At 71.9% G+C, this 26937-nt stretch carries 27 protein-coding genes; 10 read left to right on the forward strand and 17 right to left on the reverse strand.

Going from position 1 to position 26937, the window contains the following annotated elements; translation table 11 throughout:
• Positions 1 to 25: 25 nt before the first annotated feature.
• From JIW86_RS22660 to JIW86_RS22690, 7 genes are all read right to left on the reverse strand, one after another.
• Positions 26 to 1150, reverse strand: a complete 1125-nt coding sequence (locus JIW86_RS22660; protein WP_257555672.1) for a DUF5937 family protein — start codon at positions 1148 to 1150, stop codon at positions 26 to 28.
• Positions 1151 to 1352: 202 nt separating this feature from the next.
• Complete coding sequence (locus JIW86_RS22665; protein ID WP_257555673.1) at positions 1353 to 2087, reverse strand: GntR family transcriptional regulator; 735 nt, start codon at positions 2085 to 2087, stop codon at positions 1353 to 1355.
• Between the two features lie 87 nt (positions 2088 to 2174).
• Positions 2175 to 2984 carry a type III pantothenate kinase gene (locus JIW86_RS22670; RefSeq protein WP_215147887.1) on the reverse strand — a complete coding sequence of 270 codons (810 nt, stop codon included), beginning with the start codon at positions 2982 to 2984 and terminating at the stop codon, positions 2175 to 2177.
• A gap of 3 nt (positions 2985 to 2987) precedes the next feature.
• On the reverse strand, positions 2988 to 3959 hold the full coding sequence (gene nadC / locus JIW86_RS22675; protein ID WP_257555674.1) for a carboxylating nicotinate-nucleotide diphosphorylase: 972 nt from the start codon (positions 3957 to 3959) through the stop codon (positions 2988 to 2990).
• 2 nt (positions 3960 to 3961) lie between these two features.
• Complete coding sequence (locus JIW86_RS22680) at positions 3962 to 5722, reverse strand: L-aspartate oxidase (RefSeq protein WP_257555675.1); 1761 nt, start codon at positions 5720 to 5722, stop codon at positions 3962 to 3964.
• Positions 5719 to 6711 carry a pantoate--beta-alanine ligase gene (gene panC, locus JIW86_RS22685; RefSeq protein WP_257555676.1) on the reverse strand — a complete coding sequence of 331 codons (993 nt, stop codon included), beginning with the start codon at positions 6709 to 6711 and terminating at the stop codon, positions 5719 to 5721. Before panC ends, JIW86_RS22680 begins: the two co-directional genes overlap by 4 nt.
• Complete coding sequence (locus JIW86_RS22690; RefSeq protein WP_215147879.1) at positions 6708 to 7619, reverse strand: Rossmann-like and DUF2520 domain-containing protein; 912 nt, start codon at positions 7617 to 7619, stop codon at positions 6708 to 6710. The genes panC and JIW86_RS22690 overlap by 4 nt, the downstream gene beginning before the upstream one ends.
• Positions 7620 to 7718: 99 nt before the next feature.
• Between JIW86_RS22690 and JIW86_RS22695 the strand changes: the two genes are divergently transcribed.
• The 7 genes from JIW86_RS22695 (at position 7719) to JIW86_RS22725 (ending at position 11899) form a co-directional block, all read left to right on the forward strand.
• A complete protein-coding gene (locus tag JIW86_RS22695) occupies positions 7719 to 8885 on the forward strand; it encodes a threonine aldolase family protein (RefSeq protein WP_257555677.1) in 1167 nt (388 codons plus the stop codon).
• Positions 8886 to 9233: 348 nt separating this feature from the next.
• Positions 9234 to 9422 carry a DUF397 domain-containing protein gene (locus JIW86_RS22700; protein ID WP_215147875.1) on the forward strand — a complete coding sequence of 63 codons (189 nt, stop codon included), beginning with the start codon at positions 9234 to 9236 and terminating at the stop codon, positions 9420 to 9422.
• 67 nt (positions 9423 to 9489) lie between these two features.
• Positions 9490 to 10086 carry a hypothetical protein gene (locus JIW86_RS22705; protein ID WP_215147873.1) on the forward strand — a complete coding sequence of 199 codons (597 nt, stop codon included), beginning with the start codon at positions 9490 to 9492 and terminating at the stop codon, positions 10084 to 10086.
• Positions 10087 to 10100: 14 nt separating this feature from the next.
• Positions 10101 to 10268: a hypothetical protein gene (locus JIW86_RS22710; protein WP_215147871.1), complete on the forward strand. Its 168-nt coding sequence runs from the start codon at positions 10101 to 10103 to the stop codon at positions 10266 to 10268.
• Between the two features lie 108 nt (positions 10269 to 10376).
• Positions 10377 to 10853, forward strand: coding sequence for a BlaI/MecI/CopY family transcriptional regulator (locus JIW86_RS22715; protein WP_257555679.1), 477 nt, complete (start codon positions 10377 to 10379; stop codon positions 10851 to 10853).
• Positions 10854 to 10864: 11 nt separating this feature from the next.
• Complete coding sequence (locus JIW86_RS22720; protein WP_215147867.1) at positions 10865 to 11395, forward strand: amino-acid N-acetyltransferase; 531 nt, start codon at positions 10865 to 10867, stop codon at positions 11393 to 11395.
• A gap of 165 nt (positions 11396 to 11560) precedes the next feature.
• Positions 11561 to 11899, forward strand: coding sequence for a histone-like nucleoid-structuring protein Lsr2 (locus JIW86_RS22725; RefSeq protein WP_215147865.1), 339 nt, complete (start codon positions 11561 to 11563; stop codon positions 11897 to 11899).
• On the opposite strand, the gene JIW86_RS22730 is transcribed toward JIW86_RS22725, so the two are convergent.
• Positions 11878 to 12465: an SCO3374 family protein gene (locus JIW86_RS22730; RefSeq protein WP_215147863.1), complete on the reverse strand. Its 588-nt coding sequence runs from the start codon at positions 12463 to 12465 to the stop codon at positions 11878 to 11880. The two genes, JIW86_RS22725 and JIW86_RS22730, sit on opposite strands and share 22 nt — an antisense overlap.
• A gap of 462 nt (positions 12466 to 12927) precedes the next feature.
• Between JIW86_RS22730 and JIW86_RS22735 the strand changes: the two genes are divergently transcribed.
• Positions 12928 to 15453: an ATP-dependent Clp protease ATP-binding subunit gene (locus JIW86_RS22735; RefSeq protein WP_215147861.1), complete on the forward strand. Its 2526-nt coding sequence runs from the start codon at positions 12928 to 12930 to the stop codon at positions 15451 to 15453.
• 538 nt (positions 15454 to 15991) lie between these two features.
• Positions 15992 to 16636, forward strand: a complete 645-nt coding sequence (locus JIW86_RS22740) for a M23 family metallopeptidase (RefSeq protein ID WP_257555681.1) — start codon at positions 15992 to 15994, stop codon at positions 16634 to 16636.
• A gap of 22 nt (positions 16637 to 16658) precedes the next feature.
• On the opposite strand, the gene JIW86_RS22745 is transcribed toward JIW86_RS22740, so the two are convergent.
• From JIW86_RS22745 to JIW86_RS22780, 7 genes are all read right to left on the reverse strand, one after another.
• The gene (locus tag JIW86_RS22745) at positions 16659 to 17864 is read right to left on the reverse strand and encodes a LamG-like jellyroll fold domain-containing protein (RefSeq protein WP_257555682.1); all 1206 of its coding nucleotides are present in this window, start codon (positions 17862 to 17864) and stop codon (positions 16659 to 16661) included.
• Positions 17865 to 17934: 70 nt separating this feature from the next.
• Complete coding sequence (cseC, locus tag JIW86_RS22750; RefSeq protein ID WP_215147855.1) at positions 17935 to 19251, reverse strand: two-component system sensor histidine kinase CseC; 1317 nt, start codon at positions 19249 to 19251, stop codon at positions 17935 to 17937.
• The gene (cseB, locus tag JIW86_RS22755; protein ID WP_257555683.1) at positions 19248 to 19961 is read right to left on the reverse strand and encodes a two-component system response regulator CseB; all 714 of its coding nucleotides are present in this window, start codon (positions 19959 to 19961) and stop codon (positions 19248 to 19250) included. The genes cseC and cseB overlap by 4 nt, the downstream gene beginning before the upstream one ends.
• Before the next feature lie 59 nt (positions 19962 to 20020).
• Positions 20021 to 20662, reverse strand: coding sequence for a hypothetical protein (locus JIW86_RS22760; RefSeq protein ID WP_257559395.1), 642 nt, complete (start codon positions 20660 to 20662; stop codon positions 20021 to 20023).
• 38 nt (positions 20663 to 20700) lie between these two features.
• The gene (locus JIW86_RS22765; protein ID WP_215147851.1) at positions 20701 to 21261 is read right to left on the reverse strand and encodes a SigE family RNA polymerase sigma factor; all 561 of its coding nucleotides are present in this window, start codon (positions 21259 to 21261) and stop codon (positions 20701 to 20703) included.
• Positions 21262 to 21456: 195 nt separating this feature from the next.
• Positions 21457 to 22359 (reverse strand): A/G-specific adenine glycosylase, encoded by a 903-nt coding sequence (locus JIW86_RS41455; RefSeq protein ID WP_263862069.1) that lies wholly within the window; start codon positions 22357 to 22359, stop codon positions 21457 to 21459.
• A gap of 42 nt (positions 22360 to 22401) precedes the next feature.
• The gene (locus JIW86_RS22780) at positions 22402 to 23010 is read right to left on the reverse strand and encodes a phosphatase PAP2 family protein (protein WP_257555684.1); all 609 of its coding nucleotides are present in this window, start codon (positions 23008 to 23010) and stop codon (positions 22402 to 22404) included.
• A gap of 159 nt (positions 23011 to 23169) precedes the next feature.
• On the opposite strand from JIW86_RS22780, the gene JIW86_RS22785 reads away from it, so the two are divergent.
• Complete coding sequence (locus JIW86_RS22785; protein WP_257555685.1) at positions 23170 to 23964, forward strand: hypothetical protein; 795 nt, start codon at positions 23170 to 23172, stop codon at positions 23962 to 23964.
• 205 nt (positions 23965 to 24169) lie between these two features.
• Here JIW86_RS22785 and disA read toward each other — a convergent pair whose 3' ends face one another.
• Together disA and radA are read right to left on the reverse strand one after the other, a co-directional pair.
• Positions 24170 to 25294 carry a DNA integrity scanning diadenylate cyclase DisA gene (gene disA, locus JIW86_RS22790; protein WP_215147836.1) on the reverse strand — a complete coding sequence of 375 codons (1125 nt, stop codon included), beginning with the start codon at positions 25292 to 25294 and terminating at the stop codon, positions 24170 to 24172.
• A 138-nt stretch (positions 25295 to 25432) separates the two neighbouring features.
• Positions 25433 to 26833: a DNA repair protein RadA gene (radA, locus tag JIW86_RS22795; protein ID WP_257555686.1), complete on the reverse strand. Its 1401-nt coding sequence runs from the start codon at positions 26831 to 26833 to the stop codon at positions 25433 to 25435.
• Positions 26834 to 26937: the final 104 nt, after the last annotated feature.

The raw sequence follows: 26937 nt of genomic DNA on the forward strand, positions 1-26937 counted from the left end.
AAATCCGTATATCGGCGAACTTCGCCTAGCGCAGGATGCCCTCGATGAAGTCCGAGCCGATGCGTGCGACCACGGGCAGATCCAACTGATGCTGGGCATACCGGCCTTGGCGTCGCGTATGGATCAGACCGGCCTTTTTCAGGACGGCCAGATGCCGTGACACCTCCGGCGCGGTGATCCCGTACACGGTCGCCAGCTCGCTCGTCGTGTACGGGGCCCGGGCCAGGCTCCGGCACAGCATCATCCGCATGGGATGCGCCAGCGCCTCCATCCGCCGCTGGAGCAGCTCCACCGACCCGGGCGGGGAGCCCAGTTCGGGGGTGCCGAGCGGATAGTGGACCACCGGACGCCAGCCCGGTGCGTGCAGCACCAGCAGATGCGGCCAGCCGAAGTTGGTCGGTATGAAGACCAGGCCGGTGCCTATTCGGTGGTCGGTGGCGGTCGTCGATCCGTCCACCATCTTGTCGGCGGTGATGGTGGTGCGGCCCTCGTCGACGCCGAGCGCCGCCGAGACCTCCTTCAGCGCGGCCGGCAGCCCCTTGCGGCGCAGCAGCTCGGTCTTGTGCCGGGCGTCGGCGCTCTGCGCGGGCTCGACGAGCTTCCAGGTCGCGGCGAAGAACGCCTCGTCGCAGTCCTCGATGAGCCGCCGCATCCACACCCGGACGGCGGCGGTGTCGTCCAGCAGCCGGACGGAGAAGTCCAGCTGGCGGGGGCCGCGGGCGGCGGCCGTCTCCAGCGCCTTGGCCCGGGCCGCGGGGTCCTTGAGCGGGGAGGGCCCGCCGCCGTCGTTGTAGGTGGCAAGCCAGCAGTGCTCCAGGGCGGCCGTCACGAACCGGTCGTCGTCCATCCGGTCGAGTACGTCGAGCTCCTCGGCCAGGGTCGCGCCGGGCAGGCCGGTCCCGCCGGGGACTCCGGCAAAGGGCATGAAGATGTCGGAGAAGGAGCTGCGCCACATGAACTCGGCCTCCAGCAGCCGGTCCGCGAGGCACGGATCGAGCGCGGCGGCGGTGGCGGCGGTCCAGGAGGCGAGCCGGGGGTGGTGGGCGGGCTGCGAGAGCGCGTGCAGGGCCATGCAGAGCTCGGCGAGCGGCGAGGGCGTGAAGGAGATCCGCTCGGCGGGGAGCCCGGCGATGTCGATGGTGACGCTCATCAGGCCATTCTGCCGGGGCGCTCCGCTGGGTGTGCGGGGGACAGGGCCGCATGGGTGCGGGTCCGCTGCTGGGGCTCCGCCCAGGCCCCGCGCCTCAAACGCCGGCGGGGCTGAGATTCGGGGCTCCGCCCCGGACCCCGCGCCTCAAACTCCCCCAGCTACCGCTGGGAGGGGCCCCCAGGCGGGGCTGAAACGGCTGCGACTAGGCGTACGTGATCTCGTACGCGACTTCCGCGCGGCGGTCGGCGATCACGATGTCGGCGGTTTCCACCGGGCGGCCGTCCGACGCGTAGTGGGTCCGCTCGATCTCGGTGATCAGGTCGCCGACGCTGATGTTGAGCAGATTGGCCTGTGTCTGGGTCGCCCGCGCGGGGCGCGGGATCTCGGTCGCCGACACGACCGTCACCCCGATCGACCGCATCCGCTCGATCACCCCCGCCCCCTTCAGCGGCCCGCTCTCCGGCAGGACGACGGGGGTGCGGTCCGTGACCGCCATCGGCTCCCAGGACTCGCAGGTCTCCACCGGCCGCCCCTCGGCCAGGAAGGCGTACGAGGTGTGCACGCACGGGTCGCCCGTGGAGATGGCCAGCCGCCCGGCGATGCGCTCGGGCGCCGGGGTGCGGGCCTTGGAGCGCGCCTGCCAGGTCCCGCCGCCGTTGTCGCGGCCGCCCGGGCCGCTCAGCCGGCGCAGCCGGGAGCGGGGGATCCGCATCCGCTTGCGCGGGACACGGATGTAGGTGCCGGACCCGGCGCGGCCCTCGAGGAAGCCTTCGATGATCAGGAGCTCCATCGCGCGCTGCGCGACGGACTGCCCCACCGCGTACTCCTCGGCGAAGCGCGCCCGGGACGGCAACCGGGCGCCGACCGGCCACTCGGCGGCCAGGATCCGCTTCCGGAGGGCGTCGGCAATCTCCAAGTACGCCGTGTCACGGGGCATTTGGTCACATTAACAGCGCCGCCCCGCCCGTGCCCCGGCTTCCCCGCTCGCGCGGGTGAAGTCGGGGACACCCGTACGCCCGTCCCCCTACTCGAAGTTGGGGGCGTTGCGCTCGTACACCAGGCGCAGGCCGATCAGCGTCAGCCACGGCTCGTGGTCGTCGATCACCGAGGACTCGCCCAGCACCATCGGGGCCAGCCCGCCGGTGGCGATGACCCGGACGTCGTCCGGGTCGCCGTTCGGGCCGGCCAGCTCCTTGGCCATCCGGGTCACGACCCCGTCGACCTGGCCCGCGAAGCCGTACACCACGCCCGACTGCATCGCCTCGACCGTCGACTTGCCGATCACGTTGCGCGGGCGGGCCAGCTCGATCTTCCGCAGCTGGGCGCCTCGTACGCCGAGGGCCTCCATCGAGATCTCGATGCCCGGGGAGATCACCCCGCCCACGTACTCGCCCTTCGTGGACACCGCGTCGAAGGTGGTGGCCGTACCGAAGTCGACCACGATCGCCGGGCCCCCGTAGAGCTCGACCGCCGCGACCGCGTTGATGATGCGGTCCGCGCCGACCTCCTTCGGGTTGTCCATGAGGATCGGCACGCCCGTCTTGATCCCGGGCTCCACCAGCACCGCCGGCACGTCGCCGTAGTAGCGGCGGGTGACCTCGCGCAGCTCGTGCAGGACCGACGGCACCGTCGAGCAGATCGCGATGCCGTGGATCCCGTCGCCCAGCTCGCTGCCGAGCATCGGGTGCATGCCCATCAGGCCCTGCATCAGCACGGCCATCTCGTCGGCCGTGCGGCGCGGGTCGGTCGAGATGCGCCAGTGCTCGACGATCTCGTCACCGTCGAACAGGCCCAGGACCGTATGGGTGTTGCCTACGTCGATGGTGAGGAGCACGGGTTACACCGCCTCGCGCAGATCGAGGCCGATGTCCAGGATCGGGGAGGAGTGGGTCAGCCCGCCGACGGCCAGGTAGTCCACCCCGGTCTCCGCGTACGCCCGGGCGGTGTCCAGGGTCAGGCGGCCCGAGGACTCCAGCACGGCGCGGCCGGCGACCAGGGCCACGGCCTCGGCGGTCTGCGCGACCGTGAAGTTGTCCAGCAGGATCAGGTCGGCGCCGGCCTCCAGGACCTCGCCGATCTGCTCCATGGTGTCGACCTCGACCTCGATCGGGACCTCCGGGAAGGCCTCCCGTACGGCCTTGAAGGCCTGCGCGACGCCGCCCGCGGCCACCACGTGGTTGTCCTTGACGAGCGCGGCGTCCGACAGCGACATGCGGTGGTTGACGCCGCCGCCGCAGCGCACCGCGTACTTCTCCAGCGCGCGCAGCCCCGGCGTAGTCTTGCGGGTGTCGCGGACCTTCGCCGAGGTGCCCTCCAGCACGTCCGCCCAGCGGCGGGTGGCGGTCGCGATGCCCGACAGGCGGCACAGGATGTTCAGCGCGCTGCGCTCCGCCGTGAGCAGGTCGCGGGTGCGCGAGCGTACGGACAGCAGGACCTGCCCGGCCTTGACGGCGTCGCCGTCCTCCGCGTGCCGCTCCACCTCGAAGGCCTCCGTGCAGACCACGGAGAACACGGCCTCGGCGATGCGCAGTCCGGCCACGACGCCGTCCTCGCGCGCGATGAAGTCGGCCACGGCCTCGGCGTCCTCGGGCACCGTGGCGACGGTGGTGACGTCCACCCCGCCGTCCAGGTCCTCGGAGAGCGCCATGTGGGCGATGTCCTCGACCTCGACGGGGTCCAGCCCGGCGTCCTCCAGCAGCTGGGCCAGCGCCGGGTCCAGGCCGGTCTCCTCGCCGTCACCGCAGGCGCAGTCGTCGCCGCAGCCGCCGTCGTTCTGGTCGATCAGGGGAAGTTCGTCGGGGGTGCTCACGGTCACTGCTCCAGGCTCTGGGTGCTGAGGGGTACGTGCACGGACGGGAAGTCCGCGGAGTCGGTGGGGGTGACGACCAGCGCCCGCTTCTCGGTCGCCGACAGCCGGACGACCAGATGGCGGCGCCAGGCGGCATCGTCCCGGTCCGGATGGTCCTCGCGCCAGTGGCAGCCGCGGGTCTCCACGCGCCGCTGCGCGGCGGCGACCAGCACCCTGGCCACGCACAGCAGGTTCGTGGCCTCCCAGGTGTCCACCCCGGGTTCGGCGGTCTTGCCGTGCGCTTCGAGGTTGTTCAGGGCGGTCGCGTACAGGCCCTCGAGGGCCTCGGCGGCGGTACGCAGCGAATCGGCCGAGCGCAGCACGCCCGCGCCGTCCGTCATGATCCGCTGGATCTCGTGCCGCGCCTCGGCGGGCTGCAGCGGGCCGGTCGCGGGTACCGGTATGCCGGGGCCGTTGCCGGAGAGCGCCTGGGCGGCGATGTCGTCGGCGATGCGCTCGGCGAAGACCAGCCCCTCCAGCAGGGAGTTGGAGGCCAGCCGGTTCGCGCCGTGCACACCGGTGCAGGCGACCTCGCCGCACGCGTACAGGCCCGGGACGGTGGTGCGGCCCTGCAGGTCGGTCCGTACGCCGCCGGAGGCGTAGTGCGCGGCGGGCGCGACCGGGACCGGCTCGGTCACCGGGTCGATGCCGTGGGAGCGGCAGGCGGCGAGGATGGTCGGGAAGCGCTGCTCCCACATCTCGGCGCCGAAGTGCCGGGCGTCCAGGTACATGTGCTGCGCGCCCTGCTCCTGCATGCGCCGCATGATGCCCTTGGCGACGATGTCGCGGGGGGCCAGTTCGGCGAGCTCGTGCTGGCCGACCATGAAGCGCACCCCGTCCGCGTCGACGAGGTGGGCGCCTTCGCCGCGGACCGCCTCCGAGACGAGGGGCTGCTGACCTTCGGCGTCCGGGCCGAGGAAGAGCACCGTCGGGTGGAACTGCACGAACTCCAGGTCCGAGACCTCGGCCCCGGCGCGCAGTGCGAGCGCCACCCCGTCGCCCGTGGACACCGACGGGTTGGTGGTCGCGGAGAAGACCTGGCCCATGCCGCCGGTCGCGAGGATCACGGCGGGCGCGTGGACGGCGCCGACGCCGTCGTGCTGGCCCTCGCCCATGACGTGCAGCGTGACCCCGGCCGTACGGCCCCGCGCGTCCTGGAGCAGGTCCAGTACGAGGGCGTTCTCGACGGTACGGATCCCCGCGGCCTGCACGGCTTCGACGAGCGCCCGGGAGATCTCGGCCCCGGTGGCGTCGCCGCCCGCGTGCGCGATCCGGCGCCGGTGGTGGCCGCCCTCGCGGGTCAGTTCTATCTCCCCGGTCTCCGCGGAGGTGTCGAAGACGGCGCCCGTGGCCATCAACCGCCGTACCGCGTCCGGGCCTTCGGTGACGAGCAGCCGGACGGCCGCCTCGTCGCACAGGCCCGCGCCCGCGACCAGCGTGTCGTCCAGGTGCTGCTCGGGGGTGTCGCCCTCGCCGAGGGCCGCGGCGATGCCGCCCTGGGCCCAGCGGGTGGAGCCGTCGTCGAGCCGGGCCTTGGTGACCACGACCGTACGGCGGCCGGCGGCGGCGCAGCGCAGCGCCGCGGTCAGCCCCGCGACGCCGGAGCCGACGACCACGACGTCGGCGTCGACGGACCAGCCGGGGGCGGGCGCGTGCAGCCGTATGCCGGTGCCTGCGCCTGCGCCCGCGCCGTCCGACGGGAGGCCTCTGCCTGGGGTGCTCACGAGTGTGCTCCGAATTCCAGTGGGATGTTGTCGATCAGCCGGGTCGTGCCCACCTTCGCGGCGACGGCCAGCACGGCCTGCCCGGTGAACTCGGGCGCGGCATCGGTGAAGTCCTGTGGGTCCACCAGCGCCAGGTAGTCCAGTACGAGCGGCGGCTCGTGGCGGCCCGCCTCCACCAGGACGTGGTGCGCGGCGGCCCGTACGGCGTCCGGCAGCCCGGTGCCCGCCGCCGAGACGGCGTGCGCGTCGGCGGAGGCGCGGATCTCGCCGAGCTTGGCCAGCGCACTGGCCCGCTCGTCGCTGGCCGGGCTGGCCTCGGCGCGGGCGCGCAGCGCCGCCTGCGCGGCGAGCCGGTCCTGCCCGGCGAACAGGGCGCGGGACAGGGCCAGGGCGGTACGCCGTTCGGCCGGGGAGAGGTAGCGGTTGCGGGACGACAGCGCGAGCCCGTCCTCCTCGCGGACGGTCGGTACGCCGACCACCTCGACGGGGAAGTTCAGGTCGGTCACCATCCGCCGGATCAGGGCCAGTTGCTGTGCGTCCTTCTGGCCGAAGAGCGCCAGGTCGGGCCGGGTGAGGTGGAGCAGCTTCGCGACGACGGTCAGCATGCCGTCGAAGTGGCCGGGGCGGGTGGCCCCTTCGAGGCGCTCGCCCATGGGGCCGGCGCTGATCCGCACCTGGGGGTCGCCGCCCGGGTAGACCTCGTCGACGGCGGGGGCGAACACCGCGTCGGCGCCCGCTTCTTCGGCGATCAGCCGATCGGCGTCGAGAGTGCGGGGGTAGCGGTCGAGATCCTCGTTCGCCCCGAACTGCAGGGGGTTGACGAAGACGGTGACGACGACCTGGCCGCCCGGTCCGGCCTGCTCGCGGGCGGAGCGGATCAAGGTGGCGTGGCCCTCGTGCAGGGCGCCCATGGTCATCACCACGGCCCGGCGGCCGGTGCGCGGGAGCTGGTGCAGCTCCTCCGCGGTGTGCAGCAGCAGCCCGGTCACTGGTCGCTCCCGTCGGGATCGGTGTCCGCGAGGACGCCGAGCAGGTCCTCGGCGAGCTCGGGCTTGAGCAGTCCGTGCGCGAGGGCCCGGTCGGCGGTGGTGCGGGCCATCGCCAGGTACCCGGCGACCGCGCCGGGCGCGTGCTTGCGCAGCTCCGAGACGTGCGCGGCGACCGTACCGGCGTCGCCGCGGGCCACCGGGCCGGTCAGGGCCGCGTCGCCGGAGCGCAGGGCGTTGTCGAGGGCGGCGCCGAGCAGCGGGCCGAGCATCCGGTCGGGGTGCTCGACTCCGGCCTTGCCCAGCAGCTCCATCGACTGGGCGACCAGCGTGACCAGGTGGTTCGCGCCGAGGGCGAGGGCCGCGTGGTAGAGCGGACGGTTCTCCTCCGCGATCCACTCGGGCTCCCCGCCCATCTCGATGACCAGGGCCTCGGCGGCGAGCCGCAGCTCGTCGGGGGCGGTGACGCCGAAGGAGCAGCCGGCCAGCCGCTGCACGTCGACCTCGGTGCCGGTGAAGGTCATCGCGGGGTGCAGGGCCAGCGGCAGCGCGCCCGCGCGGCGCGCCGGGTCGAGCACGGCGGTCCCGTACCGCCCGGAGGTGTGGACGAGGAGCTGCCCGGGCCGGATCGCACCGGTCTCGGCGAGGCCCTCGACCAGGGACGGCAGCGCGTCGTCCGGCACGGTGAGGAGGACCAGGTCGGCCTTCTCGAATACCTGTGCGGGCGTTACGAGGGGCACGTCGGGCAGCATCCGCGCGGCGCGGCGCACCGAGGCGTCGGAGACGCCGGACACGGCGACGGGCAGGTGCCCGGCCTGCTGGAGCGCACGGGCCAGCGCGGGGCCGACCCGGCCGGCTCCGACGACGCCGATCGTCAGCCGGGCAGGGCGTGGCTGCTGTGATGGATTCACGCGGGGAGGGCCTTCCGTTCCAGTCCGCGGGGGGTACCGGACGATACGCCGCCATGCTAGCTCCTGGGCTCTTTGGCCGGTCGGCGATGATCGTGAGCCATGAGCGACGACAACGAGGTTGCAGAGCGGGAGAACGAGCTCGAGGACGAGCGCGCGGACGAGCGTGAGAAGCGGCAGGTGGCGGCCTGGCGGGCGGCGGAGCACAAACTGTCGCACTGCCTGCGCGAACCCACCGTGGCGGAGCTGCTGGCGCCGCTCGCCGAAGCCCCGTACGACATGGACCAGCCGGCCGACGTCTACGGGAACGGCGTGGTCGCCGAGCTGGAGCGGCGGGTCGCGCGGCTGCTGGGCACGGAGGACGCGGCGTTCTTCCCGAGCGGCACCATGGCGCAGCAGGTCGCGCTGCGCTGCTGGGCCGGGCGGACCGGGAACCCGGTGGTGGCGCTGCACCCGATGAGCCACCCCGAGCGGTGGGAGGGGGACGCCCTCTCGACGGTCTCCGGGCTCCGGGTGGTGCACCCGACGACGGAGGCCCGCCAGCCGTCGGCGGCGGAGGTCTCGGATCTCGCGGAGCCGTTCGGCACGCTGATGCTGGAGCTCCCCCTGCGGGACGCGGGCTTCGTCCTCCCCTCCTGGGAGGAGCTGGAGGCGCTGGCCGACGCGGCCCGGGAGCGGGAGGCGGTGGTCCACTTCGACGGGGCCCGGCTGTGGGAGTCCACGGTGCACTTCGGCCGCCCGCTGGCGGAGATCGCGGCGCTCGCCGACTCGGTGTACGTCTCGTTCTACAAGTCGCTCGGCGGCCTGAGCGGGGCGGCGCTGGCCGGGCCGCGGTCGTTCGTGGAGGAGACCCGGGTCTGGCGCCACCGGTACGGCGGCCAGATCTTCCGCCAGTTCCCGCAGGCCCTGGCCGCGCTGGCCGGGCTGGAACGGGAGCTGCCGCGGCTGCCGTCGTACGTGGCGCAGGCGCGGATGGTGGCCGCTGCGCTGGGCCCGGCCTTCGCGGCGGCCGGGATCCCGTGGTCCCGGATCCACCCGGAGCGGCCGCACACCCACCAGTTCCAGGTCTGGCTCCCGTACGACCCGGACCACCTGACGGAGGCGGCCCTGCGCACGGCGGAGGAGACGGGGCGCGTCCTGTTCCGCCGGTGGTCTGCGACGGGCGTCCCGGGCCTGGCGATGACCGAGGCCGAGGTCACGGAACCGGGCCTGTCCTGGACCCCGCCCGACGTCGCCGCGGCGGTGTCGGCCTTCGCGGCCCGCCTGTAGCCCAGGCTGATCGCCGTTGTCGGCGGCTCCGCCCCCGAACCCCCGCGCCTCAAACGCCGGCGGGGCTGGATTTTGGCTGATGCCTTCCGCCTGGCGCGGGCCGGATTGCCCGCAGGGCAATTTCAGCCCCGCCGGCGTTTGAGGCGCGGGGTCTGGGGCGGAGCCCCAGGTCTTCGAGCCGCGCCGGCGATTGAGGCGCGGTCCGGGCGGAGCCCGCGGAGCCCCCGCGCAGCGGTACACCCGACCCCGGCCGGGAACCGGCGAATCACCGAATTGCGTTAAAACCACCGGCACGGACCGGCCACGGGGATACCGTCCCCCCACTGGAACACCCCGCGAGGAGACACCATGACCGCTCAGCCCATGTGGCAGAAGTCCTCGTTCTGCGGCGAGGGAGAAGACGCCTGCGTCTACGTCTCCGCCGCCCCCGGCACCCTCGTGCGCGTCGCCGACCGGGCCGACCCCGCCCACCTCGTGCTCGCCACGACCCAGGCCGCCTGGGCCGATTTCCTGGCCGCGGTCAAAGAGACCGGCTGAGGGAACCGCCGCGCCGCACCCGCACGCCCTGAGGGGATTTTGTCCGATTAGCGCGTATCTTCGGCCCATGCCCACGCCCTACGGATCCCGCGGCGGCATGGCGTTCAGTGCCGCTGAGCTGCACGTGCTCAGGCGCTCGCTCGCCCACGCCCTTCAGTCCTCCTCGGCCCCCCTCCAGGCCTCGGAGGTCCAGGACTGCCTGCGCCTCGCGCAGTCGGTGGACGACGTGGTCCAGGAGGCGGCCCGGCTCAGAGCCTTCCTGCTGGAGGATCTGGCCCGCTACCGGGGCGCCCTGCCCGGCAGCCTCTCCGGGTACCTGGAGCTGCTCCAGGACGCCCTGGCCGCCGGGTACGAGCCGGCGCCCGACGACCTGGCCGCGCTGCGCGCCCTGCGGGCCAACCCGGTCGCCGCAGCGCTGCTGGACCGGGCCCAGGCCGTCGCGGAACGCTCCGTACGGCGGCGGCTGTCGACCGCCCCCGCGCCCCGGACCCGGCTGCTGGCCCTGGCCGGCGGCCGGGAGGAGCCGCGGCCGGGCCCGAAGCCGCAGCCCAAGGAACCGCCGCACCCCGAGCAGCCCCCGCGGCCGATCCCGACCCCGGGCGAGGTGTTTCCGCCGCGCCGCAAGCCCACTCCGCCCCCGGCGGAGGGACGGGCCGCCGGCTAGCTACGCTGAGGGGCATGGACTACGTTTCCGCGCTCGTGCCCCCCATCGTGATGGCCGCGTTCTTCATCGCTCTCGTCGTGACGATCGTGAAGAGCCAGGGCGGTGCCAACAAGGCCAAGGAGGACGCGGCGGTGGATGCCGTGATCGCCCGGGCCGAGGCCGCCCGGCAGCCCGGCAAGTAACCGACTCCTCCCGGGGTCCTCCGCCGAAGTCGGGGGGCCCCGGATTTTGTCGCGCGTTGCCGAGTGAATAGTCGGGCAATTACCCACAAGCCGCACTATCGTGCTGTTGTGCCTCGCCCCTTGGGAGAACTCGAAGACGCCGTCATGACGCGGGTGTGGCAGTGGAACCGCCCGGTCACCGTTCGGGAAGTGCTGGAAGACCTCCAGCAGGAACGGTCCATCGCGTACACCACGGTGATGACCGTTATGGACAATCTTCATCAGAAGGGCTGGGTCCGCCGGGAAGCGGAAGGCCGCGCCTATCGATATACGGCGGTCTCCACCCGCGCCGCATACTCGGCCGCACTGATGAACGAAGCGTGGTCGACGAGCGACAACCCCGCGGCCGCCCTCGTCGCCTTCTTCGGCATGATGTCCGCGGAACAGCGGGAAGCCCTCCGGGACGCCGTTCGGATCGTCCAGCACGACGACGAAGCGGCCGAAGCGGCCGAGGCCGCCGGAGCAACCGGAGCGGCGGAGTCCGCCCCCGAGTCCGCGAACGCCGAAGGGGACTCCGCCGAGCGTACGGGGGGACCGGGGCGATAGCGTCCGGGGCCATGGGAGAGTTTTCCGCTGCACATGCAGAAACAGTGACGATCCGCCGTGCCCGCACCGGTGATGTTCCCGCGCTGCGCCGCCTGCTCGACCAGTACGTGCAACAGCGGATCCTGCTCGACAAAGCCCCGGTCGTCCTTTACGAGGACATCCAGGAGTTCTGGGTCGCGGAACGCGACTCCGACGGCCAGGTGGTCGGCTGCGGCGCTCTCCACGTGATGTGGGAAGACCTCGCCGAAGTCCGTACTCTCGCCGTCGACCGCGACCTGAAGGGCGCCGGCGTCGGTCATCTGGTGCTGGAGCAGTTGTTGCGGACGGCCCGCACGCTCGGGGTGAGCCGGGTTTTCTGTCTGACCTTCGAAGTGGACTTCTTCGCGAAGCACGGCTTCGTCGAGATCGGCGAGACCCCGGTCGAGACCGATGTCTACATGGAGCTCCTGCGTTCCTATGACGAGGGTGTCGCCGAGTTCCTCGGTCTCGAACGAGTGAAGCCGAACACCTTGGGCAACAGTCGGATGCTTCTGCACCTCTGATCGATGGCCCCGGCTTTTCCGGTGCTCCGCGCACCTGTGGCCTATGTCCGAATCGCGCACGTTTCCCGCCCTGTTGCGGTCTCGAACCTCTCCCCGGGGGTTTGTGTTTTCCAGGCAAAAGCGGTTTCCTTTCCGCGTACTGCTTTTCGATGAAAGGAAATCCCGGTGGCACAGAAGGTTCAGGTCCTTCTTGTCGACGACCTCGACGGTGGCGAGGCGGACGAGACGGTGACGTTCGCTCTGGATGGCAAGACCTACGAGATCGACCTCACCACCGCCAACGCTGAAAAGCTCCGCGGTCTGCTCGACCCGTACACCAAGGGCGGCCGCCGCACCGGTGGGCGCGCGACCACGGCCCGCGCCAAGGGCCGCGCCTCGGCCACGACCGGTAACCCGGACACCGCCGAGATCCGCGCGTGGGCGAAGGAGAACGGTTACAACGTGAACGACCGCGGCCGCGTCCCGGCCGAGATCCGCGAGGCCTACGAGAAGGCCAAGGCCTGACCGCACGGAGTCGCACGGCGCCGGAGGCGCGCGCGGTGGCATTCCGTCGCCGCTGCCGCCACCAGGCGTACGAGATCGGGCCCGCGTGCGGGCCCGGCGCCCCGCCCGGGGAGACCCGGCAGGGCCGGCAGCAGTGCCTCACACCCCTGCTCGGGGGGTCGCAGCCACACGGCGGCCTCCCGAGGGCCAGGGGGCGGTCCCGGGGGAGCCGGGGCGGTGATCCGGCCACCCGCACCCAGGGCGGCGAGATCCAGGGCGACCCCGCCCCACTCCAGCCAGTCGAGCAGCCCGTCGAGCTCTTCTGCGCTCCCCGCGGCCACCAGGAACCGCATCCTGCGGCCCATGAGCGCCACCGGGCCCGTGTCGACAGGCCTGCGCAAGAGCGCCGCCCCCGCATCGGACGGCAGCTCCAGGACGTCGAACCGGGACCCCGTGACGAGCTGGACGGGCGGCCCGCCCGTCACCGGCCAGCCGAGCACCCGCTCGTACCAGGAGGCGTACGCGGCCTCCTCGGCCGGGACGCGGGGCAGCGGGACGGTGGGGGCTCCGACGGTGCTGAAGGCCATGCCCTGAGCAACTTCCCCGGCGCCCCCGGGTTACGGGCAGGGTGACACACCGCACGCAAACCAATGCGGAACGTAAACATCTGCGGGGGTGGCGTCCCACATTCGGGACGGAACTGTGTTCGCCCTTAGCGGAGGGAACCGGTGTCACCGGCATGGAGTGTCAGTCCTTACGGGTAAGACATTCCTAGTGGATCGGGGCGACACGCTGATTTGACCGGCTCCCGTTCGCCATCGGCGTACACGCATGACGGGTATCTGCCTGGCCTGCGGGAACATCGTCTCGCACCATCGGGTTGGAGCAGTTGTCGGCTGTTCGCGCCGGTTTTCCTCGCTGATGTGGGGGTGACCGCAGACGGATGTCGGCAGTTGGAATGAGCTGTCCCGCCCCGCGGGACTAGCATGCGGAAGGACAGGGCGGGGACCGACCCCGAACTGCCCGACCGCTCTGAGGAGCGATAAACGATGTTCGAGAGGTTCACCGACCGCGCGCGGCGGGTTGTCGTCCTGGCTCAGGAAGAAGCCCGGATGCTCAACCACAACTACATCGGCACCGAGCACATCCTCCTGGGCTTGATCCACGAGGGTGAGGGTGTCGCCGCTAAGGCCTTGGAGAGCCTCGGGATTTCGCTCGAGGCTGTTCGCCAGCAGGTTGAGGAGATCATCGGTCAGGGGCAGCAGGCCCCGTCCGGCCACATCCCCTTCACCCCGCGGGCGAAGAAGGTCCTGGAGCTTTCGCTCCGAGAGGCCCTCCAGCTCGGCCACAACTACATCGGCACCGAGCACATCCTGCTCGGCCTGATCCGCGAGGGCGAGGGCGTCGCCGCCCAGGTCCTCGTGAAGCTGGGCGCCGATCTCAACCGAGTCCGGCAGCAGGTCATCCAGCTGCTCTCCGGCTACACCGGCGGAGGCAAGGAGTCGGCCACGGCAGGCGGCCCGGCCGAGGGCACGCCCTCGACCTCGCTCGTCCTGGACCAGTTCGGCCGCAACCTCACCCAGGCAGCCCGCGAATCCAAGCTCGACCCGGTCATCGGGCGCGAGAAGGAGATCGAGCGGGTCATGCAGGTGCTGTCCCGCCGTACCAAGAACAACCCGGTCCTCATCGGCGAGCCCGGCGTCGGCAAGACCGCCGTCGTCGAGGGGCTGGCCCAGGCGATCGTCAAGGGCGAGGTCCCCGAGACCCTCAAGGACAAGCACCTCTACACGCTTGACCTCGGTGCCCTGGTCGCCGGTTCCCGCTACCGCGGTGACTTCGAGGAGCGCCTGAAGAAGGTGCTCAAGGAGATCCGCACCCGCGGCGACATCATCCTGTTCATCGACGAGCTCCACACCCTCGTGGGTGCGGGTGCCGCCGAGGGCGCGATCGACGCCGCCAGCATCCTCAAGCCCATGCTGGCCCGTGGTGAGCTCCAGACCATCGGTGCCACCACGCTGGACGAGTACCGCAAGCACCTCGAGAAGGACGCGGCCCTCGAGCGCCGCTTCCAGCCGATCCAGGTGGCGGAGCCTTCCCTCCCCCACACGATCGAGATTCTCAAGGGCCTGCGCGACCGTTACGAGGCCCACCACCGCGTCTCCATCACGGACGAGGCCCTCGTCCAGGCGGCGACGCTGGCGGACCGGTACATCTCGGACCGCTTCCTCCCGGACAAGGCGATCGACCTGATCGACGAGGCCGGCTCCCGGATGCGCATCCGCCGGATGACCGCGCCGCCGGACCTCCGCGAGTTCGACGAGAAGATCGCGGGCGTGCGCCGCGACAAGGAGTCGGCCATCGACTCCCAGGACTTCGAGAAGGCGGCCTCCCTCCGCGACAAGGAGAAGCAGCTCCTTGCCGGGAAGGCCAAGCGCGAGAAGGAATGGAAGGCCGGCGACATGGACGTCGTCGCCGAGGTCGACGGCGAGCTCATCGCCGAGGTCCTCGCGACCGCGACCGGCATTCCCGTCTTCAAGCTCACCGAGGAGGAGTCCTCGCGACTGCTCCGCATGGAGGACGAGCTCCACCGTCGGGTCATCGGCCAGAAGGACGCCATCAAGGCGCTCTCCCAGGCGATCCGCCGTACCCGTGCGGGTCTGAAGGACCCGAAGCGCCCGGGTGGCTCGTTCATCTTCGCCGGCCCGTCCGGTGTCGGTAAGACCGAGCTCTCGAAGACGCTCGCCGAATTCCTCTTCGGCGACGAGGACGCGCTGATCTCCCTCGACATGTCGGAGTTCAGCGAGAAGCACACGGTTTCCCGTCTCTTCGGTTCGCCCCCCGGCTACGTGGGCTACGAAGAGGGCGGCCAGCTCACCGAGAAGGTGCGCCGGAAGCCGTTCTCCGTCGTCCTCTTCGACGAGGTCGAGAAGGCCCACCCGGATATCTTCAATTCCCTTCTCCAGATCCTGGAGGACGGTCGCCTGACCGACTCCCAGGGCCGGGTCGTGGACTTCAAGAACACGGTCATCATCATGACGACCAACCTGGGTACCCGGGACATCTCGAAGGGCTTCAACCTGGGCTTCGCGGCCCAGGGCGACACCAAGACCGGTTACGAGCGGATGAAGGCGAAGGTCAACGAAGAGCTCAAGCAGCACTTCCGGCCCGAGTTCCTCAACCGCGTCGACGACACGGTCGTCTTCCACCAGCTCACCGAGGAAGACATCATCCAGATCGTCGACCTGATGATCGCGAAGGTCGACGAGCGCCTGAAGGACCGCGACATGGGCATCGAGCTGAGCGGCGACGCGAAGCTCCTGCTCGCCAAGCGCGGCTACGACCCGATCATGGGTGCCCGGCCGCTGCGCCGGACCATCCAGCGCGAGATCGAGGACCTGCTGTCGGAGAAGATCCTCTTCGGCGAGCTGCGTCCCGGTCAGATCGTGGTCGTCGGCAAGGAGGGTGAGGGCGACGACGCCAAGTTCACCTTCCGCGGCGAGGAGAAGTCGGCCCTGCCGGACCTCCCCCCGATCGAGGCCACGGGCTCCGGCCCGGACCTGTCGAAGGGCGCCTAGCCCCTGGGGCAGGCAGCAGTACGAAGGGGCGGCCCGGAACCCAAAAGGTTCCGGGCCGCCCCTTTCTGCTCGTATGAGGCCTGGACAGCCCTCAGGCGTGGATCGCCGCCCGCCTCCTCGCCCGGTGGGAGCGGGCGCTCGCCCGGGGCCCGTAAGGCCTCCAGGACCCCGAGGCCAGCCGGATCCCCAGCAGCGATGCGTCCACGACGCTGGAGCGTAGTGCGGGTTGCCTGCCGAAGGTCCCGGAACGGCCGGGCGGAGGCCCTGAGCCGGTGACAAGCCGCACAGGGCAAATCGGACCTACTAGGAGCTTTCGTAGATCCAAACGTCCGATTTGCCCTACGGCCGACCCAGTGGGGACAGGGTCAACAGGGCTGACATCCCCCACCGTATCTACGAGCTCCGGTAGTAATCGGGACGTTTGGGGATGTCAGGGGGCGCGGGTTACCAAGGTTGGGCAAGCCCGGCACACGGCTCAGCGTGCCGGGTCGCTTGATGCCCGAACCCGTCCTTGTTCCCGGCCCCGGAGGTCTTCTTCATGTCCGCGAAGCGCGTCATCACCCCTCGTACCCGTATTGCCGTCGGCGCAACCGCTCTCGGTGCGGCGCTGGCCCTCGGGGCCGGGACGACCGCCGCCTTCGCCGACACGACGCAGACCGCCCTGGCCGGCACCGCCGAGCTGGTGGCCGAGCAGGCCGTGGCCCAGGCCGCCGACGCTGCCAAGACGGCGGCCGCCGCGAAGAAGGCGACCGCCGCGAAGACCGGCCTGTGGGACAAGCCGGTCGCGAAGTACACGCTGTCCGCGACCTTCGGCAAGGGCGGCAGCATGTGGTCGCACAAGCACTCCGGCCAGGACTTCGCCGTCCCGACCGGCACCCCGGTCAAGGCCGCGGGCGTCGGCACCGTCGTGAAGGCCGGCCCCAACGGCGGCGGCGACGGCCCCGCCTACGGCAACGCCATCGTGATCAAGCACGCGAACAACACGTACTCGCAGTACGCGCACCTCTCGAAGATCCAGGTCAAGATCGGCCAGAAGGTCTCCGCCGGCAAGCAGATCGCCCTGTCCGGCAACACCGGAAACTCCAGCGGCCCGCACCTGCACTTCGAGATCCGGACCACCCCGAACTACGGCTCGGCCGTCAACCCGGTGGCCTTCCTGCGCACCGTCGGCGTCACCATCTGACCTTCCGGTCTCCGGACAGGGCCTACGTGAGCAGCCAGGAGTGCGACGGCTTCGTCGTCGCACCCAGCTTGCCCTCCTTGTACGCGGCCGCCTGCTCCGGCGAGAACGCCGATTCGTAGATCCGGATGTTGTGCATGGCCCCCTGCCACGCGCCGGTCCAGATGTTGTGGTGCCGGGAGCGGCCCAGCTGCAGCGGGCCGGGAGCCTGCCAGATGCCCGGCACCGCGGCCTCCCCCGCCTTCTTGCCGTCCACGTAGAGGGCGATGGTCTTCTTCTCCGCGTCGTACGAGCCCATCAGCATGGTGGGGGTCTTGACCATGTTGAGCCCCTCGGCGACGACGGTCTGCGTGGTCGCCGCAGCGCCCTTGTCACCGGTCTGCACGCGGAAGATCCAGGCCTGCTTGCCGTTCACCTCGTTGATGCCGAGCTCGAACGAGAACGACTCGCCGTCGCCCTGGCTCACCGCGATCCGCGCGCCCTTGGCGGCCGAATTGTAGAGGCGGGCCGTGACGGTGAAGCTCTTGGTCACGTCCACGGCCTGCTCCGAGGCCTGCGCGTAGGAGTTCGCCGTCCCCTTCGAGACGATCTGGAACCGCTTGCCCACCGGTCCGACCGTTGTGTCGGAGCCCAGCCGGATGCCGATCTTCCCGTTGCTGTCGCGCAGCAGCGTCGGGTCACCCTCGACGGTGGCGGAGTACGGCGCCGGCGACTTCGACCCCGAGGGGTCGCCCGGTGAGGCGGACGCGGACGCCGAGGGGTCGTCGCCCCCGTTCTGCGGGTCGTCACCGTCGCGGCCCAGCAGGAAGAACGTTCCGCCACCGGCCAGCAGCGCGAGTACGGTCACCCCGCCGCCCAGCATCCACAGCCGCTTCTTGCGCCGCTCGGCCGCGGAGCGGTCGGCCATGGCCTCCCAGTCCGGCTGATCGCCGCCCGGCGCCCCCGGTATGCCCGGCTGGGCCGCCGGTGACCACGGCGCCTGCTGCTCGCCGGGGTCCTGCCGGTAGGGGTCGGGCTGGTACGGGTTCGGCTGCCCGGGCTGCGGGTAGCCGTAGCCGCCGCCGTCCTGCGCGGGCTGCCCGGGCGGGAAGCCGTACCCGCCCTGGGCGGGCTGCCCGGGCGGGAAGCCGTAGCCGCCCTGCGCGGGAGGTCCCGGCGGGAACCCGTAGCCACCACTCCCCGGGGCGGGCTCGGGCTGCGGGTTGCTCTGGGGATTCGTGCCGTCGGTCATGTCACGGATGCTAAGTCACGGACCTGTCGGACCGTACGGCCCGGTACCGATCCGGACACCGGGACAGCCCTTAGCCGTGCGGAAGCTTGATCACCGGGAAGCTGCCCGTCGCCGTCGGCGCGTGCTCCGGCAGCCACAGCACCGCCACCGCGCCCGCCGCCGCGCCCTCGCGGTCCGAGCCGCCCGGAGCGGCCACGTTGCGGAAGGTCAGCCGGGCGCCGAGCACCCGCGCCTGCCCCTCCGCGATGGTCAGCCCCAGCCCGTGCCCCACGCCCGCGCGGTCCGTCGACCCGGTCCGGAACCGGCTCGGCCCCTCGCGCAGCAGCGCCTCCGGGAAGCCCGGCCCGTGGTCCCGGATCCGCACGACCCGGCCCTCCACGTCGACCTGGACCGGCGGCCGCCCGTACCGCGCGGCATTGGCCAGCAGGTTTCCCAGGATCCGCTCGAGGCGCCGCGGGTCGGTGCTGACGATCTCGTCCGCCACGACCCGTACCGACGCCTCCGGCATCAGCGCCGTCACCCGCCGGCTCACGAACTCGCCCAGCGCCACGTCCTGGAGCTCCGCCCGCTCGGACGCGCTGTCCAGCCGGGCCACCTCCAGCACGTCCTCGACCAGCACGCGCATCGCCTGCGCCCGGTCCCGTACGAGCTCGGTCGGCCGGCCCGGAGGCAGCAGCTCCGCCGCCGTCAGCAGGCCCGTCACCGGCGTCCGCAGCTCGTGCGCGATGTCCGCGGTCACCCGCCGCTCGGCCTCCAGCCGCTGCTGGAGGGCGTCGGCCATGGCGTCCACGGCCCGCGCGAGGTCGTCCGTCTCGTCCCGTACGACGCCCCCGACCGCGTCCCGCACCCGTACCTCGGGATCCCCGTGCGCCACCCGCTGCGCGGCCGCCGCGGCCTTGCGCAGCCGGCGCGAGATCTGACCGCCGATGAGCACGCCCAGCGCCGAGCCGCCGACCACGACGGCCACGGAGCCGACGACCAGCGCCCGGTCCAGGTCGCGCACCATGTTGGCGCTCTCCCGGAACTGCGTGTGCAGCGAGAGCACCTGCCCGTTCTCGAGCGGCACCGCGGCCCACACCTCCGGCGCCCCCTTGTGGGTCTCCTGGACGTACGTGCCGCGCCGCCCGGAGCGCGCCTTCTCCCGCAGCGGGGTGGGGAGGTCGGGGTCGTTGAGCTTGGCGCCCATGGGCGGCTTGCGCCCGGCTTCGGCGTTGCGGGAGATGAACTGCACGCGGTCGAGCTGCACCTCGCGGGCGCTCTCCAGCATCGACACCCGGGCAGCGCTGTGCACTACCAGGCTCAGCGCGAGCGCCGTGAGGGCGCCCACGGCGGCGATGGCGATGGTGATCTTCCAGCGGATCCCCGTGCGGAGGGTGAACCGTCTCATGCCTTGAGCTTGTATCCGAAGCCTCGGACCGTTTCGATCCGGTCCTGTCCGATCTTGGTGCGCAGCCGCTGGACGTGGACGTCGACGACGCGGGTGTCGCCGCCCCAGTCGTAGTCCCAGACCCGCTCCAGCAGCCGGTCGCGCGACAGTACGGTGCCGGGCGCGGAGGAGAACTCCAGCAGCAGCCGCATCTCGGTCGGGGTCAGCGCCACGGCCGCGCCCGCCTTGCGCACCTCCATGCCCTCGGTGTCGACCTCCAGGTCGCCGAAGGAGAGCACCCCGCGCTCGCCGTCCTGGCCCTCGTCGGAGGAGCCCGGGCCGCCGTTCTGGGGCCCGCCGGCGTGGCCGAAGCGGCGCAGCACCGCGCGGATCCGGGCGACGAGCACGGAGCCGTCGAACGGCTTGGTGACGTAGTCGTCGGCCCCCGCCTCCAGGCCCAGCACCACGTCGATGGAGTCGGCGCGCGCCGACAGCATGATCACCGGGACGGTGGACTCGTCGCGGATGCGACGGCACAGGCTCACGCCGTCCATGCCGGGGACCATCACGTCGAGCAGGGCGATGTCGGGGCGGTTCGCCCGGAAGGACTCCAGGCCGGACAGGCCGTCGGGCATGGCGGTGACCACGAACCCGTCGCGTTCCAGCGCCAGGGTCGTGGCCTCACGGATGACGTCGTCGTCCTCCACGAACAGGACATGGGTCTCGGCCATGCGGAAGCCTCGCCTCGGTTCTTCGGTACTCGGTTCTGCGGCAGTCGGGTCTTCTAGGGTCACTGTTTCTGGGTCACGGCCGGAGCGGGCTGGCTCCCGCCGTCGACCACGTTGCTGTAATCGGAGTGCACCCGGTCCTGCTCGGTGAACTTCTCCCCGTCCCAGCGGTACGTGATCACGTCCTCGCCCGACGGATAGGCGAGCGCGTCGCTCTTCCCGTAGACCTGCTTGGTGACCACCAGATCGCCTCGGTCGATCTCCGCGTAGACGGGCGGCTGCTCGTCCGAGAAGACATTCTCGTACGTCGCGCCGTCCGCGCGGTACACGTACGAACCGCGCCCCAGGGCGTCGGCACAGGACAGGACGTTGACCACGATGTCGACGACCGGGCTGCCGGTGACCTTCCCGTAGCTCACGTCCACCGGGTACTCCTTGCCCGTACAGGGCTTGAGGTCCCGCTTGATCTCGGCGCTGACCTTGGGGTCCGCCTTCAGGAGCGCCACCGGGTCGACCTTGTTCAGCGGTTTGCCGGAAGCGCCTCCGGACGCCTCGGAGAAGCCCTCGGACGAGGAAGCCGACGGGGCGGTCTTGGCCACCGGGTCGGTCCGCGCGGGGCCGCCGTCGCGCAGGCCGGTGCCGCCCGTGGCGCAACCGACCGCGAACACGGCTGTGCCGACGAGGACGACCGTCCCCGCCGACATCAGGACCAGCGAACGTCTGCCGGTCAGTCCTTGGCCATTCAGGCCGCGCACCGCTCACGCCCCTCGTACCGGATGGTGTGGTCACCGCGTTCCAGCGCGCGCATGTCCAGGTCCCGGCTCTCCAGTTCCTGCCGGAGGCGGGCCAGCGCGCGATGCAGAGTGCTCTTCACGGTACCCGCCGACATGCCCAGCGCGGCGGCCGTCTCATCGGTGCTCATCTGCTCCCAGTGTCGCAGCACGACCACGCTGCGCTGTTTGGGCGCGAGCACCTTGAGGATGTCCATGAGCAGGGCGCGGTCGGCGCGCTGGTCGGACCCGTCCTCGACGGAGGCGTCCGGGAGCTGTTCGGTGGGGACCTCTTCGAGCTTGCGGGCGCGCCACCACTCGGTACGGGTGTTGATCATGACGCGGCGGAGGTAGGCGTCGGCCAGGGACTTGTCGGCGATGCCGTCCCAGCGGCCGTAGGTGCGGACGAGGGCGGTCTGCAGGAGGTCCTGCGCGTCGGTGGGGTCCGGAACCAGGCGCCGGGCGCTGCGCAGCAGCGCGTCCTGCCGAGTGCGTACGTACTCTTCGAATTCGAGTACCTCGCCGTGCGCCATCTCAGACCGCCTCCGTTCCGTGCAACCGCTCATCCGCTGCCTTACGGATCCGAAGGTACGGAGGGGTTGTCACGGGCCTGTGCGGGCCAGCCTTCGGTGGGCGCACGGACACCCATAGGTTGTGTAACAGCCCCCGTGAGCTGGGGTTTCGCGGTTGAAAGCGGAATCATCGACTCAACTTCGAGCCGGTCCCGGTCAGGTCTGCGGGAGCCGGTACAGGCTTCCCTCCAGCGGTTCCACCAGCCCGTCGGAGACCAGCCCGTCGAGCGCCCGGGCGCGCTGCACCGGCTCCTCCCAGACCGTGTCGAGCACGGCCTGCGGAACCGGTCCCACCGCCTCCCGGAGCACGGCGAGCAGCCGGCCCCGGACCTGACGGTCGGTCCCGGCGTACGTCTGCCCGCGCCGCGGCGGCCCCTCGTGCGCCGGCTTCCCGGCGAGGCGCCACGCGCACAGCCCGGCCACCGGGCAGCGGGCACAGTCGGGCTTCTTGGCGGTGCACACCAGCGCGCCGAGCTCCATCGAGGCCGCCGCCCAGCGGGCCGCGGTGTCCTCGTCCGCGGGCAGCAGGGCCCGGGCCAGGCGCCGTTCGGCGGCGGTGGTGGCGTTCGGCGGGTACTCGACCCCGGTGGCGGTGCGCGCGAAGACCCGCCGGACATTGGTGTCGAGCACGGCGTGCCGCTGCCCATATGCGAAGGAGGCCACGGCCGCCGCGGTGTACTCACCGATCCCGGGCAGGGCCAGGAGCTGCGCGTGTTCCCGCGGTACGTCGCCCCCGTGCCGCTCCGTTATCGCCACGGCCGCGCCGTGCAGCCGCAACGCCCGGCGCGGGTAGCCGAGCCGCCCCCACGCCCGTACGGCCTCGCCGGGGGCCTCGGCGGCCAGGTCGGCGGGGCGGGGCCACCGGGCGAGCCACTGCTCGTACACCGGCAGGACACGGCTGACGGGGGTCTGCTGGAGCATGAACTCGCTGACCATGACCCCCCAGGGGCCGGCCTCGGGGCGGCGCCAGGGCAGGTCGCGGGCGTGCTCGTCGAACCACGCGATGACGGGGGAGTGCAGTGCGTGGGACTCGGGGGAGGAAACGGAGGATGCAGTCATGGCAGACGGCATCCTGGCACGTTTCGGGCCGAAGGGGGTGTCCTACCGCGCGGGGCCGGGGCCGGTGAACCAGACAACTGCCCGTACCCTGCTCGCCCGCATGGCGGCGACGATCCCGCCGGCCGGACCCGCGAGCGCAAGGACGAAGAGGGCGGCCAGCGAACCGCCCAGCAGCAGGCCCATCGCCACGTCGTGCGGGTAGTGGACGCCGACGAAGACGCGGGAGAAGGCCATCAGCAGCGCGAGCGGGACGGTCAGCAGCGCGAGGCGGCGTACGGCCATGGCCAGCGCGACGGCGGCGGCGCCCGCCAGGGCGGAGTGGTTGCTGGGGAAGGACCAGTCGCCGCTCGCCGGGCACGTGACGAGCGAGGCCGCGGCCCCGGCGACGGCGCGGCAGGGCCGTTCCTCGTCCACGGTGGACTTCACGAGCTCCGAGGCGACGTACGCGACGGCGGTGGCCACCGGGGCCAGGACGGCGAGCGCGACGGTCCGGGGACCGGACTGCCCGCGCGAGCGCCACCAGACGGACAGGAAGAGCACTCCGAAGAGCAGCAGCCCGTACTTCGTCCAGGCCTCGAACGCCGACTGCACCCAGGTGGGTGTGGAGTGGGCGAAATCGGTTATGTCGAGGTAGAGGCCTGTGCTGTCCATGGTCACCGACGGTACTCAAACCGGAATGACGCCCGCGTCAGACTCCTGGCCGATTCTCGGCGTCCCGGGTGCGCCCGCAGGATGATCATCGGCAGAACAAACCTGCCGCGCGGCATGGGGGGCGCCGATCGGGCCGCGGACTCTCGTAAAGTTCCGTCCGTGGGATCTCTGCGCAATCCGGTCGGGCCGCTCCCCTCCTCCATCTACTGGCGACGGAGGGCTGTGCTGGCGTCCGTCGTCGCGCTCCTCGCGCTCCTCGCCGTATGGACCGTCAGTTCCGGCGGGGGGAAGTCGAGTACGAACGGCAAGGGCCAAGGCCACCCGGACCCCCTCGCCTCGATCACCCCGGGCCCGGCGGGCACGGGTCCGGCGATCAGTCAGGCCCCGGGCGGACGCGCGGAGTCGGGCGGCAGTGGCACGGGCTCCGAGGGCGGAGGTTCCGCGGGCACGGGCAAGAACGGCGAACCGGGCGGCGGTACGGGTACCGGCGGCGCGGCCGGCGCGGGCCCGGGTGGCGGCGCGGCCCCGGTCCCGGCGGACCCGGCCCTGCCCACGTGCGCGCCGACGGCGCTGCAGTGGGAGGTCAAGAGCGTGAAGAACGAGTACGAGGCGAACGAGAAGCCCCGCCTCGAACTCGTCGCCCGCAACATCGCCGGCACCACGTGCAAGGTCGACCTCGGTCCGAAGCAGGCGGTCCTGAGCATCCTTCAGGCGACGAGCGGCAAGGCGGTGTGGTCCTCGGCGGACTGCCCGACGGGGCCGGGCAGCGCGTTCTTCCGCCTTCCCGCGCAGGGGGAGACGAAGCAGTCGCTCGAGTGGGACCGGAAGTTCAGCGCGGCCGACCAGTGCCAGTCGCCTCCGGCGGGGGCTGCGGGTCCGGACACGTACGTGGTCGAGGTCAAGTCCCCCGGCATGCCGGTGGCCCGGACCTCGTTCGTCCTGAAGCAGAACTAGCCCCGCGGCGCCGCTGCCGGGGGCCAGCCCCCGGACCCCCGCGCCTCAAACGCCGGCGGGGCTGGAATTGGCTGGCGCAGGCCAGGAAGTGCGCGCCGCGCCATCGTGATCTCGGCGGGCTGGTTTGCCGCGCAGCGGCAATTCCAGCCTCGCCGGCGTTTGAGGCGCGGGGTCTGGGGCGGAGCCCCAGCAGTGGACCCGCAGGTCAGACGTAGCGCTCGAGGATCGAGGACTCCGCCAGGCGGGACAGGCCCTCGCGGACGCTGCGGGCGCGCGCCTCGCCGACGCCGTCGACCGTCTGGAGGTCGTCCACCGACGCCGCCAGCAGCTTCTGCAGGCCCCCGAAGTGCTCCACGAGCCGCTCGATGATGGCCCCCGGCAGCCGGGGAACCTTCGCCAGCAGCCGGTACCCGCGGGGCGACACCGCCGAGTCCAGGGTCTCCGGGGACCCGGTGTAGCCCAGCGCCTTCGCCACGATCGCCAGTTCCAGCAGCTCCGGATGCGTCAGCGCGTCCAGCGCCGGCAGCGCCTCCTCCACCGTGCGGGAACGCTTCGCCGTCGGCTCCGGAACGTAGTCCCGGATCACCAGCTCCCGCTCCTGCTCGATGCCGACCGTCAGCTCGTCCAGCTGGAGCGACAGCAGCCGCCCGTCCGTACCCAGTTCGACGACGTACTCGGCGATCTCGGTCGCGATCCGGCGGACCATTTCCAGCCGCTGCGCGACCGCGGTCACGTCGCGGACCGTGACCAGGTCCTCGATCTCCAGTGCCGACAGCGTGCCCGCGACCTCGTCGAGGCGCAGCTTGTACCGCTCCAGCGTGGCCAGCGCCTGGTTCGCCCGCGACAGGATCGCCCCGGACTCCTCCAGGACCCGCCGCTCCCCGTCCACGTACAGCGCGATCAGCCGCATCGACTGCGAGACCGACACCACCGGGAAGCCGCACTGCTTGGACACGCGGTCCGCCGTACGGTGCCGCGTTCCGGTCTCCTCCGTCGGGATCGACGCGTCCGGCACCAGCTGCACGCCGGCCCGCAGGATCTTGGTGATGTCCTTGTCCAGGATGAGCGCGCCGTCGAGCTTGCACAGCTCGCGCAGCCGGGTCGCCGTGAACTCCACGTCCAGGACGAACCCGCCGGTGCACATCGCTTCGACGCTCTTGTCCATGCCGAGGACGATGAGCCCGCCGGTGTTGCCGCGGACGATCCGTTCCAGGCCGTCACGCAGCGGCTGACCAGGTGCGACCGCGCTCAGCGAGGCGCGCATCATGGCCTCCTGCTTGGAGCTCGCGCCCGACTTGCCGGATGCTGCTGCCCCGTCCTTGGCTGCCACTGCACTCCTCCGGTCGCGGGTTGCGCCGCCTGCGTACGGCCGGGCGGACCATCCAGAAGTCTACCGGCGCGCGCTGCGGCCCCGCCGTGGCTTGTCCGGGTACGCCCCGCGCCGACCCCGTACGGACCCTCTGACCAGCTACTCCTTGGCCGCCGCACGGGACCGCCCGCGCGGCAGGACCCGCAGGGCGTCGCCCATGTCGGCGACCTCGGTCACCTTCATCCCGGCCGGTACCTTGCCCGGATCCGACGGCACCAGGGCGTGCGTGAAACCGAGCCGGTGCGCCTCCGCGAGCCGCCGCTGTACGCCGGTCACCCGGCGCACCTCGCCGGCCAGGCCGACCTCCCCGATGGCCACGAGGTTCTTCGGGAGCGGGACGTCGCTGGCGGCGGAGGCCAGGGCCAGGGCGATGGCCAGGTCGGCGGCCGGCTCGGTCAGCTTCACCCCGCCCACGGTGGCGCTGTAGATGTCCCGCTTGCCCAGCGCGGTGATCCGGCCGCGCTGCTCCAGCACCGCCAGCATCATCGAGACGCGGGAGGTCTCCAGGCCCGACGTGGTGCGCCGGGGGGAGGGGATCTGCGAGTCCACGGTCAGCGCCTGCACCTCGGCGACCAGCGGGCGCTTGCCCTCCAGGGTCACCGTCAGGCAGGTCCCGGGCACGGCCTCGGCGCGCCGGGTCAGGAACAGCCCGCTCGGGTCGGCGAGCCCGGTGATCCCCTCGTCGTGCAGCTCGAAGCAGCCCACCTCGTCGGTGGCCCCGTACCGGTTCTTGACGCCGCGCACGAGCCGCAGCCGGGCGTGCCGGTCGCCCTCGAAGCTCAGCACCACGTCGACGAGGTGTTCCAGGAGGCGGGGTCCGGCGATGGCCCCGTCCTTGGTCACGTGGCCCACGAGGAGTGTGGACATCCCGCGCTCCTTGGAGGCGCGGATCAGGGCCCCGGCGACCTCGCGGACCTGGGCCATGCCGCCGGGCGCGCCGTCGATCTCGGGGGAGGCGACGGTCTGTACGGAGTCCAGGATGAGGAGGGAGGGCTTCACCGCGTCCAGGTGCCCGAGCACGGCGGAGAGGTCGGTCTCGGCCGCCAGGTAGAGGTGGTCGCTCAGCGCGTTGATCCGGTCGGCGCGCAGCCGCACCTGGCTCGCCGACTCCTCGCCCGTGACGTACAGCGTGCGGTGCTCGTCGCTGGCCGCCTTCGCCGCGACGTCGAGCAGCAGCGTCGACTTCCCGACGCCGGGCTCCCCGGCGAGCAGCACCACGGCGCCGGGCACGAGCCCGCCGCCGAGGACCCGGTCCAGCTCGTCCACGCCGGTGCTGCGCGCGGTCGCCGTCCGGCCGTCGACCTGCGCGATCGGCACCGCGGCGGTCGACACCCGGCCTGCGGCGGTGGTCCGCACGGCGGGTGCGCCCATCTCCTCGACGGTGCCCCACGCCTGGCACTCGGGACACCGCCCGAGCCACTTCGCGGTCGTCCAGCCGCACTCGGTACAGCGGTAGGACGGCCGGTCCTTGGCGGATGAACGAGCAGTGCGGGCAGCCATGCCGCTCACGGTAGCCGCCCGCACTGACAGCGCCGCACCGGCGCCGGCAGCGCCGCTGACAACACCGCGGTCAGCGCCGCACCGATCTGTTCACCCGTAAGGGC

The sequence above is a fragment of the Streptomyces sp. NBC_00162 genome, assembly GCF_024611995.1.
Classification (GTDB): Bacteria; Actinomycetota; Actinomycetes; order Streptomycetales; family Streptomycetaceae; genus Streptomyces.

Bases quoted from the DNA above. Each gene is read 5' to 3' on its own strand.
- JIW86_RS22660 (WP_257555672.1), bottom strand. From the start codon at position 1,150: ATGAGCGTCACCATCGACATCGCCGGGCTCCCCGCCGAGCGGATCTCC.
- JIW86_RS22665 (WP_257555673.1), bottom strand. From the start codon at position 2,087: ATGCCCCGTGACACGGCGTACTTGGAGATTGCCGACGCCCTCCGGAAG.
- JIW86_RS22695 (WP_257555677.1), top strand. From the start codon at position 7,719: ATGAGCGACGACAACGAGGTTGCAGAGCGGGAGAACGAGCTCGAGGAC.
- JIW86_RS22700 (WP_215147875.1), top strand. From the start codon at position 9,234: ATGACCGCTCAGCCCATGTGGCAGAAGTCCTCGTTCTGCGGCGAGGGA.
- JIW86_RS22705 (WP_215147873.1), top strand. From the start codon at position 9,490: ATGCCCACGCCCTACGGATCCCGCGGCGGCATGGCGTTCAGTGCCGCT.
- JIW86_RS22710 (WP_215147871.1), top strand. From the start codon at position 10,101: ATGGACTACGTTTCCGCGCTCGTGCCCCCCATCGTGATGGCCGCGTTC.
- JIW86_RS22720 (WP_215147867.1), top strand. From the start codon at position 10,865: ATGGGAGAGTTTTCCGCTGCACATGCAGAAACAGTGACGATCCGCCGT.
- JIW86_RS22730 (WP_215147863.1), bottom strand. From the start codon at position 12,465: ATGGCCTTCAGCACCGTCGGAGCCCCCACCGTCCCGCTGCCCCGCGTC.
- JIW86_RS22735 (WP_215147861.1), top strand. From the start codon at position 12,928: ATGTTCGAGAGGTTCACCGACCGCGCGCGGCGGGTTGTCGTCCTGGCT.
- JIW86_RS22740 (WP_257555681.1), top strand. From the start codon at position 15,992: ATGTCCGCGAAGCGCGTCATCACCCCTCGTACCCGTATTGCCGTCGGC.
- JIW86_RS22745 (WP_257555682.1), bottom strand. From the start codon at position 17,864: ATGACCGACGGCACGAATCCCCAGAGCAACCCGCAGCCCGAGCCCGCC.
- cseC (WP_215147855.1), bottom strand. From the start codon at position 19,251: ATGAGACGGTTCACCCTCCGCACGGGGATCCGCTGGAAGATCACCATC.
- cseB (WP_257555683.1), bottom strand. From the start codon at position 19,961: ATGGCCGAGACCCATGTCCTGTTCGTGGAGGACGACGACGTCATCCGT.
- JIW86_RS22760 (WP_257559395.1), bottom strand. From the start codon at position 20,662: ATGTCGGCGGGGACGGTCGTCCTCGTCGGCACAGCCGTGTTCGCGGTC.
- JIW86_RS22765 (WP_215147851.1), bottom strand. From the start codon at position 21,261: ATGGCGCACGGCGAGGTACTCGAATTCGAAGAGTACGTACGCACTCGG.
- JIW86_RS41455 (WP_263862069.1), bottom strand. From the start codon at position 22,359: ATGACTGCATCCTCCGTTTCCTCCCCCGAGTCCCACGCACTGCACTCC.
- JIW86_RS22780 (WP_257555684.1), bottom strand. From the start codon at position 23,010: ATGGACAGCACAGGCCTCTACCTCGACATAACCGATTTCGCCCACTCC.
- radA (WP_257555686.1), bottom strand. From the start codon at position 26,833: ATGGCTGCCCGCACTGCTCGTTCATCCGCCAAGGACCGGCCGTCCTAC.